The organism is Kaistella carnis, assembly GCF_003860585.1.
GTDB classification, from domain to species: domain Bacteria; phylum Bacteroidota; class Bacteroidia; order Flavobacteriales; family Weeksellaceae; genus Kaistella; species Kaistella carnis.
The window spans coordinates 1,507,386-1,525,178 of record NZ_CP034159.1; the positions used below are offsets into that span (position 1 = coordinate 1,507,386).

The window sequence follows — 17,793 nt, forward strand, 5'->3', positions numbered from 1 at the left end:
CATTTGTTAATTTTTAGACAAAAAAAAGAAGCCGTCTCAATACTGAGGCGGTTTTTTCTGTGTTTAACATTTGTCAGTTTTAAAGGGTTTTACTATCTTTAAGTATTGATAATCAATTATATGAGTATTAAATTTAAAGATTATAACCAGCAACAAAATTGGTTATTCCCACCATCAATCGAGGAATTGATTCCAGAAAATCATCCCGTTCGGGTCGTTAATGGAATTATTGAACAACTGGATTTACGATTGCTCATTGAAGAGTATAGTAAAGATGGCAAACCGAGCTTTCATCCCAAGATGATGCTTAAGGTGATGGTTTACGCTTATATGGATAATACGTATTCCAGCAGGAAGATTGAAAAAGCGATGCGTGAGAATATTAATTTTATGTGGTTGTCCGCTCAACAGGTCGCAGACCATAACACCATCGCACGTTTTCGGAGCAAGAAACTCAAGACTATTTTCAAAGACATTTTCAAACAGGTCGTCCTGTTATTAGCAGAGGAAGGACTCGTTAGCTTGAAAGAAGTTTTTACCGATGGAACTAAGATAGAGTCTATTGCCGGGAGATATACCTTCGTTTGGGGCAATGCCATTAAAACCAGAAAAGAGAAGATGGCAGAACAACTTGAACAAATGTGGAACTATGCCCAAAGCATTGCTGAGGAAGAAGACAGCGATCCTACACCACCGGAGTTTAAAACCATCGATAGAGATAAAATAGAGAAGACCGCCAAGAAAATAGAAGAGATCATCAGCAAAAACCCGCAGGCATCCACCAAAGCAAAGGCAAAATTAAGATACATTCAAAAGAATTTTTCTCAGAACCTGGATAAGTACGAGGAGCAGGAAAAACTTTTGGACGGACGTGGCAGTTATAGTAAGACCGATCCCGATGCCACATTTATGCGCATGAAAGATGATCATATGCAGAATGGGCAACTTAAACCCGCCTACAACGTGCAGGTAAGTTCGCAGTCCCAGTTTGTTATTCATTATACTTTACACCAAACCACCAATGATTTAAATACGCTTCAACCACACCTCAATACTTTTGAAGAACTTTATCAGTTTTTGCCGGAAGAACTTACTGCTGATGCTGGTTACGGCAGTGAAGAAAATTATGATTTTCTGGAAGAGAAAAATATAGAAACCTTCGTAAAATACAACACCTTCGATAAGGAACAGGGTATTTTAAAATCGAAAAGAAAGAAAATCAACGAAGACTTTCACCGCGATAAACTTTATTATAACGAAGAGAAAGATCAGTATATCTGTCCGATGGGGCAACCGATGAATAAAATCACCAACCGAAATCGAAAAACCAAAAGCGGTTATGCTCAGACAAGTTCACTGTACCAGGCTCAAAACTGCAACGGTTGTCCGCTGCGAGGGGCTTGCCATAAAGCCCAGGGAAACAGAATAATAGAACGCAACCAAAATTTAGAACGGCATAAGGAGAGAGTTCGGGAAAACCTCTTGAGTGAAATCGGTGAAATAAAACGCAAACAACGCACGGCGGATGTAGAACCCGTCTTTGCACATATCAAATCCAATCGGAACTTCAAGCGTTTTACACACACTGGAATAGAAAAAGTGGAATTAGAGTTCGGATTACACGCTTTAGCACACAATCTAAGAAAAAAGAGTGCTTAAGTAAGAGCACCTTTTTATCCTAATGTGCAAAAATCACAAATAATCAAAATTTAACGCTTTACAAAAGAAAATAAAAAAACCGCCTCAAATTTTATTTTGAGACGGCTTCTTAAAAAGACTGGCGGCGACCTACTCTCCCGCTTTCGCAGTACCATCGGCGCTAGAGGGCTTAACTTCTGTGTTCGGAATGGGAACAGGTGAGCCCCTCTGCTAAAACCACCCTAAAGGTTGTTTTATATGAAGGAGGTAGTTAGTAGGGAATAGGTTGTAGTTGTTAAACTAATACCCAATACCTTATAACTGATACCTTATAAATATCGATAAAAACGTTCACAAAGAGACAACCGTAGTTGCACGATCGAGTACCTTAATTAGGCAATAAATCTACGGGTAATTAGTACTACTCGGCTATGACATTACTGCCTTTACACCTATAGCCTATCAACGTTGTCATCTCCAACGACCCTTAAAAGATGTCTCATCTTGAGGCAGGTTTCGCACTTATATGCTTTCAGTGCTTATCCTTTCCAAACGTAGCTACTCAGCGGTGCTCCTGGCGGAACAACTGATACACCAGAGGTTTGTTCAAATCGGTCCTCTCGTACTAGATTCAAGCCCTCTCAAACATCTAACGCCCGCAATAGATAGAGACCGAACTGTCTCACGACGTTCTGAACCCAGCTCGCGTGCCACTTTAATGGGCGAACAGCCCAACCCTTGGGACCTTCTCCAGCCCCAGGATGTGACGAGCCGACATCGAGGTGCCGAACCTCCCCGTCGATATGAGCTCTTGGGGGAGACTAGCCTGTTATCCCCGGAGTACCTTTTATCCTATGAGCGATGGCCCTTCCATACGGAACCACCGGATCACTATGTCCTGCTTTCGCACCTGATCGACTTGTAGGTCTCACAGTCAAGCACCCTTATGCCATTACACTCTACGCACGGTTACCAAGCGTGCTGAGGGTACCTTTGAAAGCCTCCGTTACTCTTTTGGAGGCGACCACCCCAGTCAAACTACCCACCACGCAGTGTCCTTCCAAAAGGAAGTTAGGCTCCAAATAAACAAAGGGTGGTATTTCAACGTTGACTCCACCGACACTAGCGTGCCAGCTTCAAAGTCTCCCACCTATCCTACACATTGTTTATTCAAAGTCAATACGAAGTTATAGTAAAGGTTCACAGGGTCTTTTCGTCCCATTGCGGGTACTCGGCATCTTCACCGAGACTACAATTTCACAGAGCTCATGGTTGAGACAGTGCCCAGATCGTTACACCATTCGTGCAGGTCGGAACTTACCCGACAAGGAATTTCGCTACCTTAGGACCGTTATAGTTACGGCCGCCGTTTACTGGGGCTTCAGTTAATTGCTTCGGTTACCCTAACAACCTTCCTTAACCTTCCAGCACCGGGCAGGTGTCAGACCCTATACAGCATCTTTCGATTTAGCAGAGTCCTGTGTTTTTGATAAACAGTCGCCTGGGCCTCTTTACTGAGGCCAGCATTGCTGCTGGCGTCCCTTCTTCCGAAGTTACGAGACTATTTTGCCTAGTTCCTTAACCATGATTCACTCTAGCACCTTAGGATTCTCTCCTCGACTACCTGTGTCGGTTTTGGTACGAGTTGCTTCACTTCGGCTTTTCTTGGAAGCACTTTCCCTACAACAACTTCGCCCGAAGGCTAGGTCTTGACTATTCCGTCAGTCTCCAGTAAGTACGGCACTCCGTCCCCTTTTTAGTGTGAGCAAGTATGGGAATATTAACCCATTATCCATCCACTTCCCCTTTCGGGTTCGCGTTAGGTCCCGACTAACCCTCAGCTGATTAGCATAGCTGAGGAAACCTTAGTCTTTCGGTGAGCGGGTTTCTCGCCCGCTTTATCGTTACTTATGCCTACATTTTCTTTTCTGTCCGCTCCACAAGGCCTCACGACCCTGCTTCGGCGCAAACAGAATGCTCCCCTACCAGATATAACTCAAAAGTTATAAATCCATAGCTTCGGTACTATACTTATGCCCGATTATTATCCATGCCGAACCGCTCGACTAGTGAGCTGTTACGCACTCTTTAAATGAATGGCTGCTTCCAAGCCAACATCCTAGCTGTCAATGCAGTTCAACCGCGTTATTTCAACTTAGTATAGATTTGGGGACCTTAGCTGTTGGTCCGGGTTCTTTCCCTCTCGGACATGGACCTTAGCACCCATGCCCTCACTGCTGCAGAACATTTATTAGCATTCGGAGTTTGTCAGGAATTGGTAGGTGATGAAACCCCCGCATCCAATCAGTAGCTCTACCTCTAATAAACTATATTGCAACGCTGCACCTAAATGCATTTCGGGGAGTACGAGCTATCTCCCAGTTTGATTGGCCTTTCACCCCTACCCACAAGTCATCCGAAGACTTTTCAACGTCAACCGGTTCGGTCCTCCACTTTGTGTTACCAAAGCTTCAACCTGCCCATGGGTAGATCACAAGGTTTCGCGTCTAATCCTACTAACTAAGCGCCCTATTCAGACTCGCTTTCGCTCCGCCTCCGTACCTGAAGTACTTAAGCTCGCTAGTAAAATTAACTCGTAGGCTCATTATGCAAAAGGCACGCCGTCACCCAACTTGTGGGCTCCGACCGCTTGTAGGCGTACGGTTTCAGGTTCTCTTTCACCCTTCTATTCGAAGTGCTTTTCACCTTTCCTTCACAGTACTTGTTCACTATCGGTCTTTCAGGAGTATTTAGCCTTGGAGGATGGTCCCCCCATATTCAGACAGGATTTCACGTGTCCCGCCCTACTCATTTATCACTTAAATATGCCTTTCATATACGGGGCTATCACCCTCTATGGCTGTTCTTTCCAGAACATTCTATTAAACATATATTAGCTTTTGGGCTAATCCGCTTTCGCTCGCCACTACTTACGGAATCTCTTCGATTTCTTTTCCTCCGGGTACTTAGATGTTTCAGTTCTCCGGGTTTGCTCTCTAAATAAATAGAGTGACTGATCTTCAACCAGCCGGGTTGCCCCATTCGGACATCTGCGGATCAATTCGTGTGTGCCGATCCCCGCAGCTTTTCGCAGCTTACCACGTCCTTCTTCGCCTCTGAAAGCCTAGGCATCCGCCATACGCCCTTAACGATTTCTTTCCTAATAATATATTAGTTCAGTTTTTTGTCTAACATTGCTGTTAAACTAGTTTTATTTAAACTCGGCACTCGAAAGTGCGCGGTTTTCTCTTTGTGATGTTCTTATCGTTAATGTCAATGATCGTATTTCTTCTTGTCCTACTGATAAACAGAAATTGTTTTTGGCTCTTTCCGTCACTTTGAAATCAGTCCTTCAAAACTGTGAATATATAGGTCTCGATCCTATCCAAACTTCCCGGTTATCCAGTCTGTTCTGCCTCCAATCGGCATAATTCTTAAATCTCTAAATGTAAATATCTTCTGTGCTTGCTTCTTTTAAGAAGCTTGTCGCTACATCTCTGTAACTTGTTCCCGTTGTTATATCACTATAACTCTGTGGAGAATAAGGGAGTCGAACCCTTGACCTCCTGCGTGCAAGGCAGGCGCTCTAGCCAACTGAGCTAATTCCCCGCTAGTATGAATTTTAAATTTTGAATTATAAATTTTAAATGAATCTAAAATCTATAATTTATAATCTATAATTCCTTTTAATTAGTAGTCTCGGGCAGGCTCGAACTGCCGACCTCTACATTATCAGTGTAGCGCTCTAACCAGCTGAGCTACGAGACTCTATTTAATTAATTATTAATAATTTATTAATTATCAATTGTTAATTATCTCTCCTCCCTGATTACTAATCCTAGTGGGTATGTTTTTTATAAAATAGCAACCAAAATAAAGAAAAAGCAAAGCTAACTTTGAGCAAGTGCTCTGATACATTTAAGTATCTTTTGTTTGTTTATACTCTCCTAACGAAGAGTCTCAAAAATGAGATGTTCCAGCCGCACCTTCCGGTACGGCTACCTTGTTACGACTTAGCCCTAGTTACTTGTTTTACCCTAGGCAGCTCCTTTTACGGTCACCGACTTCAGGTACCCCAAACTTCCATGGCTTGACGGGCGGTGTGTACAAGGCCCGGGAACGTATTCACCGCGCCATGGCTGATGCGCGATTACTAGCGATTCCAGCTTCATAGAGTCGAGTTGCAGACTCCAATCCGAACTGAGACCGGCTTTCGAGATTTGCATCACATCGCTGTGTAGCTGCCCTCTGTACCGGCCATTGTATTACGTGTGTGGCCCAAGACGTAAGGGCCGTGATGATTTGACGTCATCCCCACCTTCCTCTCTACTTGCGTAGGCAGTCTCACTAGAGTCCTCAACTGAATGTTAGCAACTAGTGACAGGGGTTGCGCTCGTTGCAGGACTTAACCTAACACCTCACGGCACGAGCTGACGACAACCATGCAGCACCTTGAAAAATGTCCGAAGAAGGATCTATTTCTAAACCTGTCATTTCCCATTTAAGTCTTGGTAAGGTTCCTCGCGTATCATCGAATTAAACCACATAATCCACCGCTTGTGCGGGCCCCCGTCAATTCCTTTGAGTTTCATTCTTGCGAACGTACTCCCCAGGTGGCTAACTTATCACTTTCGCTTGGTCTCTGAAGCTTGCGCCCCAAAAACGAGTTAGCATCGTTTACGGCGTGGACTACCAGGGTATCTAATCCTGTTCGCTCCCCACGCTTTCGTCCCTCAGCGTCAGTTAAATCATGGTAACCTGCCTTCGCAATTGGTGTTCTAAGTAATATCTATGCATTTCACCGCTACACTACTTATTCCAGCTACCTCTAATTTACTCAAGACCGACAGTATCAACGGCAGTTTCATAGTTAAGCTATGAGATTTCACCACTGACTTATCGGTCCGCCTACGGACCCTTTAAACCCAATAAATCCGGATAACGCTTGCACCCTCCGTATTACCGCGGCTGCTGGCACGGAGTTAGCCGGTGCTTATTCGTATAGTACCTTCAGCTACCCTCACGAGGGTAGGTTTATTCCTATACAAAAGAAGTTTACAATCCATAGGACCGTCATCCTTCACGCGGGATGGCTGGATCAGGCTCTCACCCATTGTCCAATATTCCTCACTGCTGCCTCCCGTAGGAGTCTGGTCCGTGTCTCAGTACCAGTGTGGGGGATCTCCCTCTCAGGACCCCTAAAGATCATTGACTTGGTGAGCCGTTACCTCACCAACTATCTAATCTTGCGCGTGCCCATCTCTATCCACCGGAGTTTTCAATATTAAATGATGCCATCTAATATATTATGGAGTATTAATCTTCCTTTCGAAAGGCTATTCCCCTGATAAAGGTAGGTTGCACACGTGTTACGCACCCGTACGCCGCTCTCTGAGTAGCAAGCTACTCATACCGCTCGGCTTGCATGTGTTAGGCCTCCCGCTAGCGTTCATCCTGAGCCAGGATCAAACTCTCCATTGTATGTTTGTCTGACTCACTCAAAGTTATTGACGCTTTGTTTTTCCTTAATTTCTTTTGGTTGTTATTTGTATGTCAATGATCTCTATTCTTCTCGCGTTAACACCGAATCATCTTTCTGTCGTGTGATCCGATTTGCGAGTGCAAAAGTATAAACTTATTTCTAATTGACCAAATGTTTTATAAAGATTGTTAAAAGTTTTTTAAGTAACCAATAACTCTCCTCTCTAATCATTCAATCTATTCCTACTTCGCTCCCCTTCTCTCTCGATTTGGGATTGCAAAGATAAGAAGTTTTTCTTAATTCGCAAGCTTTTATTTTGATAATGATGAAAAATTATTAATCCCCACATTACCTCCAATCACTTACTATTCTACTTCGCTACTCTGTTTTTTAGAGTGGTGCAAATGTAACCCCACTTAACTAATCTCGCAACTTATTATTGAATTATTTTAAACATGTGTATAACTAATTCTCTAAACATCTGAAAGTGATAACTTTATGAAGTTTCTTAAGTTATCCACTTTATGTGGAAGATGATATTTAGATCCAAAACCTTTTAGATACTTAATAAATAAACTTAAATACTGGAGTAAAAAAGTTAGATTTAAGTTTAAAGTAATAGATCGTACTTATGTTTTATTAGGGAAAGACGGAAGTGAAAAGTTATAACTTAAATGATGCTGTATTTTTTAACCTGGAAATTCCGGGGAATAGGACATATACACTCATTACATCCTTAAAATTATTTCTGTTTTCAAAAATTTTATCGGAAATATTCTGTATAGATTTTGATGAAGCGATTAAGAACACAAATTCCCTCAGGAAATTGGCAATACCTGTTCAGTATTTGTCTCTTTAGATCGATCTTAATTCTTTCTCGTGCTGTAATTTATACTAAAATTAAAGCGTTAATCATATATCAGTCTATTCTCTTTTTGTGTTGAGTGTTAAGTTCTTGCTCTTGTGTTGCAACTCTAGTTTCTTGCGTCTTGAGTCTCTCATCTATCCGTCTATTATCTTTTAGTTTTTTTCGTTTGTTGTTTTTTTTTCTAGATTTTGGGTACAAAAAAACCTCATACAAATAAATGTATGAGGTTTAAAAAGACTGGCGGCGACCTACTCTCCCGCTTTCGCAGTACCATCGGCGCTAGAGGGCTTAACTTCTGTGTTCGGAATGGGAACAGGTGAGCCCCTCTGCTAAAACCACCCTAAAAGTTGTTTTATATGAAGGAGGTAGTTAGTAGGGAATAGGTTGTAGTTGTTAAACTAATACCCAATACCTTATAACTGATACCTTATAAATATCGATAAAAACGTTCACAAAGAGACAACCGTAGTTGCACGATCGAGTACCTTAATTAGGCAATAAATCTACGGGTAATTAGTACTACTCGGCTATGACATTACTGCCTTTACACCTATAGCCTATCAACGTTGTCATCTCCAACGACCCTTAAAAGATGTCTCATCTTGAGGCAGGTTTCGCACTTATATGCTTTCAGTGCTTATCCTTTCCAAACGTAGCTACTCAGCGGTGCTCCTGGCGGAACAACTGATACACCAGAGGTTTGTTCAAATCGGTCCTCTCGTACTAGATTCAAGCCCTCTCAAACATCTAACGCCCGCAATAGATAGAGACCGAACTGTCTCACGACGTTCTGAACCCAGCTCGCGTGCCACTTTAATGGGCGAACAGCCCAACCCTTGGGACCTTCTCCAGCCCCAGGATGTGACGAGCCGACATCGAGGTGCCGAACCTCCCCGTCGATATGAGCTCTTGGGGGAGACTAGCCTGTTATCCCCGGAGTACCTTTTATCCTATGAGCGATGGCCCTTCCATACGGAACCACCGGATCACTATGTCCTGCTTTCGCACCTGATCGACTTGTAGGTCTCACAGTCAAGCACCCTTATGCCATTACACTCTACGCACGGTTACCAAGCGTGCTGAGGGTACCTTTGAAAGCCTCCGTTACTCTTTTGGAGGCGACCACCCCAGTCAAACTACCCACCACGCAGTGTCCTTCCAAAAGGAAGTTAGGCTCCAAATAAACAAAGGGTGGTATTTCAACGTTGACTCCACCGACACTAGCGTGCCAGCTTCAAAGTCTCCCACCTATCCTACACATTGTTTATTCAAAGTCAATACGAAGTTATAGTAAAGGTTCACAGGGTCTTTTCGTCCCATTGCGGGTACTCGGCATCTTCACCGAGACTACAATTTCACAGAGCTCATGGTTGAGACAGTGCCCAGATCGTTACACCATTCGTGCAGGTCGGAACTTACCCGACAAGGAATTTCGCTACCTTAGGACCGTTATAGTTACGGCCGCCGTTTACTGGGGCTTCAGTTAATTGCTTCGGTTACCCTAACAACCTTCCTTAACCTTCCAGCACCGGGCAGGTGTCAGACCCTATACAGCATCTTTCGATTTAGCAGAGTCCTGTGTTTTTGATAAACAGTCGCCTGGGCCTCTTTACTGAGGCCAGCATTGCTGCTGGCGTCCCTTCTTCCGAAGTTACGAGACTATTTTGCCTAGTTCCTTAACCATGATTCACTCTAGCACCTTAGGATTCTCTCCTCGACTACCTGTGTCGGTTTTGGTACGAGTTGCTTCACTTCGGCTTTTCTTGGAAGCACTTTCCCTACAACAACTTCGCCCGAAGGCTAGGTCTTGACTATTCCGTCAGTCTCCAGTAAGTACGGCACTCCGTCCCCTTTTTAGTGTGAGCAAGTATGGGAATATTAACCCATTATCCATCCACTTCCCCTTTCGGGTTCGCGTTAGGTCCCGACTAACCCTCAGCTGATTAGCATAGCTGAGGAAACCTTAGTCTTTCGGTGAGCGGGTTTCTCGCCCGCTTTATCGTTACTTATGCCTACATTTTCTTTTCTGTCCGCTCCACAAGGCCTCACGACCCTGCTTCGGCGCAAACAGAATGCTCCCCTACCAGATATAACTCAAAAGTTATAAATCCATAGCTTCGGTACTATACTTATGCCCGATTATTATCCATGCCGAACCGCTCGACTAGTGAGCTGTTACGCACTCTTTAAATGAATGGCTGCTTCCAAGCCAACATCCTAGCTGTCAATGCAGTTCAACCGCGTTATTTCAACTTAGTATAGATTTGGGGACCTTAGCTGTTGGTCCGGGTTCTTTCCCTCTCGGACATGGACCTTAGCACCCATGCCCTCACTGCTGCAGAACATTTATTAGCATTCGGAGTTTGTCAGGAATTGGTAGGTGATGAAACCCCCGCATCCAATCAGTAGCTCTACCTCTAATAAACTATATTGCAACGCTGCACCTAAATGCATTTCGGGGAGTACGAGCTATCTCCCAGTTTGATTGGCCTTTCACCCCTACCCACAAGTCATCCGAAGACTTTTCAACGTCAACCGGTTCGGTCCTCCACTTTGTGTTACCAAAGCTTCAACCTGCCCATGGGTAGATCACAAGGTTTCGCGTCTAATCCTACTAACTAAGCGCCCTATTCAGACTCGCTTTCGCTCCGCCTCCGTACCTGAAGTACTTAAGCTCGCTAGTAAAATTAACTCGTAGGCTCATTATGCAAAAGGCACGCCGTCACCCAACTTGTGGGCTCCGACCGCTTGTAGGCGTACGGTTTCAGGTTCTCTTTCACCCTTCTATTCGAAGTGCTTTTCACCTTTCCTTCACAGTACTTGTTCACTATCGGTCTTTCAGGAGTATTTAGCCTTGGAGGATGGTCCCCCCATATTCAGACAGGATTTCACGTGTCCCGCCCTACTCATTTATCACTTAAATATGCCTTTCATATACGGGGCTATCACCCTCTATGGCTGTTCTTTCCAGAACATTCTATTAAACATATATTAGCTTTTGGGCTAATCCGCTTTCGCTCGCCACTACTTACGGAATCTCTTCGATTTCTTTTCCTCCGGGTACTTAGATGTTTCAGTTCTCCGGGTTTGCTCTCTAAATAAATAGAGTGACTGATCTTCAACCAGCCGGGTTGCCCCATTCGGACATCTGCGGATCAATTCGTGTGTGCCGATCCCCGCAGCTTTTCGCAGCTTACCACGTCCTTCTTCGCCTCTGAAAGCCTAGGCATCCGCCATACGCCCTTAACGATTTCTTTCCTAATAATATATTAGTTCAGTTTTTTGTCTAACATTGCTGTTAAACTAGTTTTATTTAAACTCGGCACTCGAAAGTGCGCGGTTTTCTCTTTGTGATGTTCTTATCGTTAATGTCAATGATCGTATTTCTTCTTGTCCTACTGATAAACAGAAATTGTTTTTGGCTCTTTCCGTCACTTTGAAATCAGTCCTTCAAAACTGTGAATATATAGGTCTCGATCCTATCCAAACTTCCCGGTTATCCAGTCTGTTCTGCCTCCAATCGGCATAATTCTTAAATCTCTAAATGTAAATATCTTCTGTGCTTGCTTCTTTTAAGAAGCTTGTCGCTACATCTCTGTAACTTGTTCCCGTTGTTATATCACTATAACTCTGTGGAGAATAAGGGAGTCGAACCCTTGACCTCCTGCGTGCAAGGCAGGCGCTCTAGCCAACTGAGCTAATTCCCCGCTAGTATGAATTTTAAATTTTGAATTATAAATTTTAAATGAATCTAAAATCTATAATTTATAATCTATAATTCCTTTTAATTAGTAGTCTCGGGCAGGCTCGAACTGCCGACCTCTACATTATCAGTGTAGCGCTCTAACCAGCTGAGCTACGAGACTCTATTTAATTAATTATTAATAATTTATTAATTATCAATTGTTAATTATCTCTCCTCCCTGATTACTAATCCTAGTGGGTATGTTTTTTATAAAATAGCAACCAAAATAAAGAAAAAGCAAAGCTAACTTTGAGCAAGTGCTCTGATACATTTAAGTATCTTTTGTTTGTTTATACTCTCCTAACGAAGAGTCTCAAAAATGAGATGTTCCAGCCGCACCTTCCGGTACGGCTACCTTGTTACGACTTAGCCCTAGTTACTTGTTTTACCCTAGGCAGCTCCTTTTACGGTCACCGACTTCAGGTACCCCAAACTTCCATGGCTTGACGGGCGGTGTGTACAAGGCCCGGGAACGTATTCACCGCGCCATGGCTGATGCGCGATTACTAGCGATTCCAGCTTCATAGAGTCGAGTTGCAGACTCCAATCCGAACTGAGACCGGCTTTCGAGATTTGCATCACATCGCTGTGTAGCTGCCCTCTGTACCGGCCATTGTATTACGTGTGTGGCCCAAGACGTAAGGGCCGTGATGATTTGACGTCATCCCCACCTTCCTCTCTACTTGCGTAGGCAGTCTCACTAGAGTCCTCAACTGAATGTTAGCAACTAGTGACAGGGGTTGCGCTCGTTGCAGGACTTAACCTAACACCTCACGGCACGAGCTGACGACAACCATGCAGCACCTTGAAAAATGTCCGAAGAAGGATCTATTTCTAAACCTGTCATTTCCCATTTAAGTCTTGGTAAGGTTCCTCGCGTATCATCGAATTAAACCACATAATCCACCGCTTGTGCGGGCCCCCGTCAATTCCTTTGAGTTTCATTCTTGCGAACGTACTCCCCAGGTGGCTAACTTATCACTTTCGCTTGGTCTCTGAAGCTTGCGCCCCAAAAACGAGTTAGCATCGTTTACGGCGTGGACTACCAGGGTATCTAATCCTGTTCGCTCCCCACGCTTTCGTCCCTCAGCGTCAGTTAAATCATGGTAACCTGCCTTCGCAATTGGTGTTCTAAGTAATATCTATGCATTTCACCGCTACACTACTTATTCCAGCTACCTCTAATTTACTCAAGACCGACAGTATCAACGGCAGTTTCATAGTTAAGCTATGAGATTTCACCACTGACTTATCGGTCCGCCTACGGACCCTTTAAACCCAATAAATCCGGATAACGCTTGCACCCTCCGTATTACCGCGGCTGCTGGCACGGAGTTAGCCGGTGCTTATTCGTATAGTACCTTCAGCTACCCTCACGAGGGTAGGTTTATTCCTATACAAAAGAAGTTTACAATCCATAGGACCGTCATCCTTCACGCGGGATGGCTGGATCAGGCTCTCACCCATTGTCCAATATTCCTCACTGCTGCCTCCCGTAGGAGTCTGGTCCGTGTCTCAGTACCAGTGTGGGGGATCTCCCTCTCAGGACCCCTAAAGATCATTGACTTGGTGAGCCGTTACCTCACCAACTATCTAATCTTGCGCGTGCCCATCTCTATCCACCGGAGTTTTCAATATTAAATGATGCCATCTAATATATTATGGAGTATTAATCTTCCTTTCGAAAGGCTATTCCCCTGATAAAGGTAGGTTGCACACGTGTTACGCACCCGTACGCCGCTCTCTGAGTAGCAAGCTACTCATACCGCTCGGCTTGCATGTGTTAGGCCTCCCGCTAGCGTTCATCCTGAGCCAGGATCAAACTCTCCATTGTATGTTTGTCTGACTCACTCAAAGTTATTGACGCTTTGTTTTTCCTTAATTTCTTTTGGTTGTTATTTGTATGTCAATGATCTCTATTCTTCTCGCGTTAACACCGAATCATCTTTCTGTCGTGTGATCCGATTTGCGAGTGCAAAAGTATAAACTTATTTCTAATTGACCAAATGTTTTATAAAGATTGTTAAAAGTTTTTTAAGTAACCAATAACTCTCCTCTCTAATCATTCAATCTATTCCTACTTCGCTCCCCTTCTCTCTCGATTTGGGATTGCAAAGATAAGAAGTTTTTCTTAATTCGCAAGCTTTTATTTTGATAATGATGAAAAATTATTAATCCCCACATTACCTCCAATCACTTACTATTCTACTTCGCTACTCTGTTTTTTAGAGTGGTGCAAATGTAACCCCACTTAACTAATCTCGCAACTTATTATTGAATTATTTTAAACATGTGTATAACTAATTCTCTAAACATCTGAAAGTGATAACTTTATGAAGTTTCTTAAGTTATCCACTTTATGTGGAAGATGATATTTAGATCCAAAACCTTTTAGATACTTAATAAATAAACTTAAATACTGGAGTAAAAAAGTTAGATTTAAGTTTAAAGTAATAGATCGTACTTATGTTTTATTAGGGAAAGACGGAAGTGAAAAGTTATAACTTAAATGATGCTGTATTTTTTAACCTGGAAATTCCGGGGAATAGGACATATACACTCATTACATCCTTAAAATTATTTCTGTTTTCAAAAATTTTATCGGAAATATTCTGTATAGATTTTGATGAAGCGATTAAGAACACAAATTCCCTCAGGAAATTGGCAATACCTGTTCAGTATTTGTCTCTTTAGATCGATCTTAATTCTTTCTCGTGCTGTAATTTATACTAAAATTAAAGCGTTAATCATATATCAGTCTATTCTCTTTTTGTGTTGAGTGTTAAGTTCTTGCTCTTGTGTTGCAACTCTAGTTTCTTGCGTCTTGAGTCTCTCATCTATCCGTCTATTATCTTTTAGTTTTTTTCGTTTGTTGTTTTTTTTTCTAGATTTTGGGTACAAAAAAACCTCATACAAATAAATGTATGAGGTTTAAAAAGACTGGCGGCGACCTACTCTCCCGCTTTCGCAGTACCATCGGCGCTAGAGGGCTTAACTTCTGTGTTCGGAATGGGAACAGGTGAGCCCCTCTGCTAAAACCACCCTAAAAGTTGTTTTATATGAAGGAGGTAGTTAGTAGGGAATAGGTTGTAGTTGTTAAACTAATACCCAATACCTTATAACTGATACCTTATAAATATCGATAAAAACGTTCACAAAGAGACAACCGTAGTTGCACGATCGAGTACCTTAATTAGGCAATAAATCTACGGGTAATTAGTACTACTCGGCTATGACATTACTGCCTTTACACCTATAGCCTATCAACGTTGTCATCTCCAACGACCCTTAAAAGATGTCTCATCTTGAGGCAGGTTTCGCACTTATATGCTTTCAGTGCTTATCCTTTCCAAACGTAGCTACTCAGCGGTGCTCCTGGCGGAACAACTGATACACCAGAGGTTTGTTCAAATCGGTCCTCTCGTACTAGATTCAAGCCCTCTCAAACATCTAACGCCCGCAATAGATAGAGACCGAACTGTCTCACGACGTTCTGAACCCAGCTCGCGTGCCACTTTAATGGGCGAACAGCCCAACCCTTGGGACCTTCTCCAGCCCCAGGATGTGACGAGCCGACATCGAGGTGCCGAACCTCCCCGTCGATATGAGCTCTTGGGGGAGACTAGCCTGTTATCCCCGGAGTACCTTTTATCCTATGAGCGATGGCCCTTCCATACGGAACCACCGGATCACTATGTCCTGCTTTCGCACCTGATCGACTTGTAGGTCTCACAGTCAAGCACCCTTATGCCATTACACTCTACGCACGGTTACCAAGCGTGCTGAGGGTACCTTTGAAAGCCTCCGTTACTCTTTTGGAGGCGACCACCCCAGTCAAACTACCCACCACGCAGTGTCCTTCCAAAAGGAAGTTAGGCTCCAAATAAACAAAGGGTGGTATTTCAACGTTGACTCCACCGACACTAGCGTGCCAGCTTCAAAGTCTCCCACCTATCCTACACATTGTTTATTCAAAGTCAATACGAAGTTATAGTAAAGGTTCACAGGGTCTTTTCGTCCCATTGCGGGTACTCGGCATCTTCACCGAGACTACAATTTCACAGAGCTCATGGTTGAGACAGTGCCCAGATCGTTACACCATTCGTGCAGGTCGGAACTTACCCGACAAGGAATTTCGCTACCTTAGGACCGTTATAGTTACGGCCGCCGTTTACTGGGGCTTCAGTTAATTGCTTCGGTTACCCTAACAACCTTCCTTAACCTTCCAGCACCGGGCAGGTGTCAGACCCTATACAGCATCTTTCGATTTAGCAGAGTCCTGTGTTTTTGATAAACAGTCGCCTGGGCCTCTTTACTGAGGCCAGCATTGCTGCTGGCGTCCCTTCTTCCGAAGTTACGAGACTATTTTGCCTAGTTCCTTAACCATGATTCACTCTAGCACCTTAGGATTCTCTCCTCGACTACCTGTGTCGGTTTTGGTACGAGTTGCTTCACTTCGGCTTTTCTTGGAAGCACTTTCCCTACAACAACTTCGCCCGAAGGCTAGGTCTTGACTATTCCGTCAGTCTCCAGTAAGTACGGCACTCCGTCCCCTTTTTAGTGTGAGCAAGTATGGGAATATTAACCCATTATCCATCCACTTCCCCTTTCGGGTTCGCGTTAGGTCCCGACTAACCCTCAGCTGATTAGCATAGCTGAGGAAACCTTAGTCTTTCGGTGAGCGGGTTTCTCGCCCGCTTTATCGTTACTTATGCCTACATTTTCTTTTCTGTCCGCTCCACAAGGCCTCACGACCCTGCTTCGGCGCAAACAGAATGCTCCCCTACCAGATATAACTCAAAAGTTATAAATCCATAGCTTCGGTACTATACTTATGCCCGATTATTATCCATGCCGAACCGCTCGACTAGTGAGCTGTTACGCACTCTTTAAATGAATGGCTGCTTCCAAGCCAACATCCTAGCTGTCAATGCAGTTCAACCGCGTTATTTCAACTTAGTATAGATTTGGGGACCTTAGCTGTTGGTCCGGGTTCTTTCCCTCTCGGACATGGACCTTAGCACCCATGCCCTCACTGCTGCAGAACATTTATTAGCATTCGGAGTTTGTCAGGAATTGGTAGGTGATGAAACCCCCGCATCCAATCAGTAGCTCTACCTCTAATAAACTATATTGCAACGCTGCACCTAAATGCATTTCGGGGAGTACGAGCTATCTCCCAGTTTGATTGGCCTTTCACCCCTACCCACAAGTCATCCGAAGACTTTTCAACGTCAACCGGTTCGGTCCTCCACTTTGTGTTACCAAAGCTTCAACCTGCCCATGGGTAGATCACAAGGTTTCGCGTCTAATCCTACTAACTAAGCGCCCTATTCAGACTCGCTTTCGCTCCGCCTCCGTACCTGAAGTACTTAAGCTCGCTAGTAAAATTAACTCGTAGGCTCATTATGCAAAAGGCACGCCGTCACCCAACTTGTGGGCTCCGACCGCTTGTAGGCGTACGGTTTCAGGTTCTCTTTCACCCTTCTATTCGAAGTGCTTTTCACCTTTCCTTCACAGTACTTGTTCACTATCGGTCTTTCAGGAGTATTTAGCCTTGGAGGATGGTCCCCCCATATTCAGACAGGATTTCACGTGTCCCGCCCTACTCATTTATCACTTAAATATGCCTTTCATATACGGGGCTATCACCCTCTATGGCTGTTCTTTCCAGAACATTCTATTAAACATATATTAGCTTTTGGGCTAATCCGCTTTCGCTCGCCACTACTTACGGAATCTCTTCGATTTCTTTTCCTCCGGGTACTTAGATGTTTCAGTTCTCCGGGTTTGCTCTCTAAATAAATAGAGTGACTGATCTTCAACCAGCCGGGTTGCCCCATTCGGACATCTGCGGATCAATTCGTGTGTGCCGATCCCCGCAGCTTTTCGCAGCTTACCACGTCCTTCTTCGCCTCTGAAAGCCTAGGCATCCGCCATACGCCCTTAACGATTTCTTTCCTAATAATATATTAGTTCAGTTTTTTGTCTAACATTGCTGTTAAACTAGTTTTATTTAAACTCGGCACTCGAAAGTGCGCGGTTTTCTCTTTGTGATGT

At 43.8% G+C, this 17,793-nt stretch carries 1 protein-coding gene, 4 tRNA genes and 8 rRNA genes; 1 reads left to right on the forward strand and 12 read right to left on the reverse strand.

Going from position 1 to position 17,793, the window contains the following annotated elements; genetic code table 11:
* The first annotated feature begins 111 nt into the window (after positions 1–111).
* Entirely contained in the window at positions 112–1,659 is a 1,548-nt protein-coding gene (locus EIB73_RS06865) for an IS1182 family transposase (RefSeq protein WP_125026038.1), read from the forward strand.
* A 116-nt stretch (positions 1,660–1,775) separates the two neighbouring features.
* Here EIB73_RS06865 and rrf (EIB73_RS06870) read toward each other — a convergent pair.
* The 12 genes from rrf (EIB73_RS06870) to EIB73_RS06925 all read right to left on the reverse strand — a co-directional run bounded on the left by rrf (EIB73_RS06870) (position 1,776) and on the right by EIB73_RS06925 (position 17,693).
* Positions 1,776–1,883: ribosomal RNA gene (gene rrf / locus EIB73_RS06870) — 5S ribosomal RNA — on the reverse strand.
* A 150-nt stretch (positions 1,884–2,033) separates the two neighbouring features.
* Positions 2,034–4,797 (reverse strand): 23S ribosomal RNA (locus EIB73_RS06875).
* A gap of 376 nt (positions 4,798–5,173) precedes the next feature.
* Positions 5,174–5,247 (reverse strand) — tRNA-Ala (locus EIB73_RS06880).
* Positions 5,248–5,332: 85 nt separating this feature from the next.
* Positions 5,333–5,406 (reverse strand) — tRNA-Ile (locus EIB73_RS06885).
* A gap of 196 nt (positions 5,407–5,602) precedes the next feature.
* Positions 5,603–7,119: ribosomal RNA gene (locus tag EIB73_RS06890) — 16S ribosomal RNA — on the reverse strand.
* Between the two features lie 1,104 nt (positions 7,120–8,223).
* Positions 8,224–8,331 (reverse strand): 5S ribosomal RNA (gene rrf, locus EIB73_RS06895).
* Positions 8,332–8,481: 150 nt separating this feature from the next.
* Positions 8,482–11,245: ribosomal RNA gene (locus EIB73_RS06900) — 23S ribosomal RNA — on the reverse strand.
* Between the two features lie 376 nt (positions 11,246–11,621).
* A tRNA-Ala gene (locus EIB73_RS06905) sits at positions 11,622–11,695 on the reverse strand.
* An 85-nt stretch (positions 11,696–11,780) separates the two neighbouring features.
* Positions 11,781–11,854 (reverse strand) — tRNA-Ile (locus tag EIB73_RS06910).
* Between the two features lie 196 nt (positions 11,855–12,050).
* Positions 12,051–13,567, reverse strand: a 16S ribosomal RNA gene (locus EIB73_RS06915).
* Positions 13,568–14,671: 1,104 nt separating this feature from the next.
* Positions 14,672–14,779 (reverse strand): 5S ribosomal RNA (rrf, locus tag EIB73_RS06920).
* Positions 14,780–14,929: 150 nt separating this feature from the next.
* A 23S ribosomal RNA gene (locus tag EIB73_RS06925) occupies positions 14,930–17,693 on the reverse strand.
* Together the 16S, 23S and 5S rRNA genes with 4 tRNA genes alongside form the textbook arrangement of a ribosomal RNA operon.
* Between the last annotated feature and the right edge of the window lie 100 nt (positions 17,694–17,793).